Origin of the sequence: Youngiibacter fragilis 232.1, from assembly GCF_000495435.3 — a bacterium.
In the GTDB taxonomy this organism is placed as follows: Bacteria; Bacillota; Clostridia; order Clostridiales; family Clostridiaceae; genus Youngiibacter; species Youngiibacter fragilis.
Genome location: NZ_AXUN02000187.1, coordinates 1 through 1133, shown reverse-complemented (window position 1 = coordinate 1133; position 1133 = coordinate 1). Strand labels below are relative to the sequence as shown.

Genomic DNA, 1133 nt, shown 5'->3' with positions numbered 1-1133 from the left:
ATTTCTCCCCACGTCCTTTGGTCGCAATCTTTACGAACCGATTCCGCAATCATCATGTATCGCGAAAATACAATTGCTGTTGTCGAAACTTGTGCATCATAGCTCCTGCCCTGATACTCTTTTCCAAGCGCCAGGTGTGACTTGCACATTTTGAAGAATACCTCGATATCCCAACGTTTTCCGTAGATTCTGATGGTTTCTTCAGCATCTATTTCAAGGTCAGTGCTTAATAGCGCCAGCCACGAATCAGTTTTACTGTTTTTGTTCTTCACAAAGATAAGCTTTGCTTCAATCCATTTGTCCTCACTGCTTTCTTTCTCAGCTCGAAGCTTTACATTTGCTGTGCCAAGTACAGGATCAGAGTTATCCTTTGAATGCCCAATCGAGCTATAGATTGACTTGATGTTTTGCCATTTGCCATTGTACAGATAGTGGACTTTCTCAGTTATACGCACCATCCCTATGACATCTCGGCCCATATCCTTTATGGCTGCCACGGTCTTTGGCATGGTGAACCAACTGTCAAAAAGCACATACTTGGCTGGTATGTGTCTGGCCTGTTTCAGAAGGTCTAAAACCATGTCTGTAGTGTTGGATGTTGCTTTGACTCTTCTTCTATGCTCCATGGTTCTCTTATCCTTAACTACCAAGGGAGCACAAAGTACATTTTTTTCATTTTGTGAACTGAGAAGCCTGAAGTTCAATGGAATGAAGGATGAACCATCTGTCCATCCCAGTGTAAGCATACGGAACCCCTTGCGGTATTTATGTGTCGTGTGGTCATACACTCTGCTGAGAAGCTCAACCTTTTTGCTGCGGTCTCTGCTCAGGAGAGAGTCATCAATTACCAGAGCAGTAGCTCTGTCATCGGATGTTAGCGATGAAAAATAGGAGATTATTTTCTCAGCAACGGAGAATACCAGCCTTTCCCAGTTGAATTTGCCTTCATTCAGGAATCTGTATGCAGTGTTTTTCCTGAATGTCAATTTGGAAGAGGATTCAAGAACTCTCCATAAGTTATTGTGAGTGAAAACAAGGTCGAACAGGGATTTCAGTATGGTTACACACGGGAAACCACCTTTCTTATAGAACCCACATTTCTTAAGCAGGGAGGAATTGATATAGCGGTGAAA

General features: G+C 42.8%; 1 protein-coding gene. It reads right to left on the bottom strand.

Annotated elements, in window-relative coordinates; all coding sequences use genetic code 11:
• Positions 1 to 1058, bottom strand: a 1058-nt coding sequence (locus T472_RS12725; RefSeq protein WP_439334309.1) for an IS4 family transposase, incomplete at its 3' end; no start/stop codon positions are given.
• Positions 1059 to 1133: the final 75 nt, after the last annotated feature.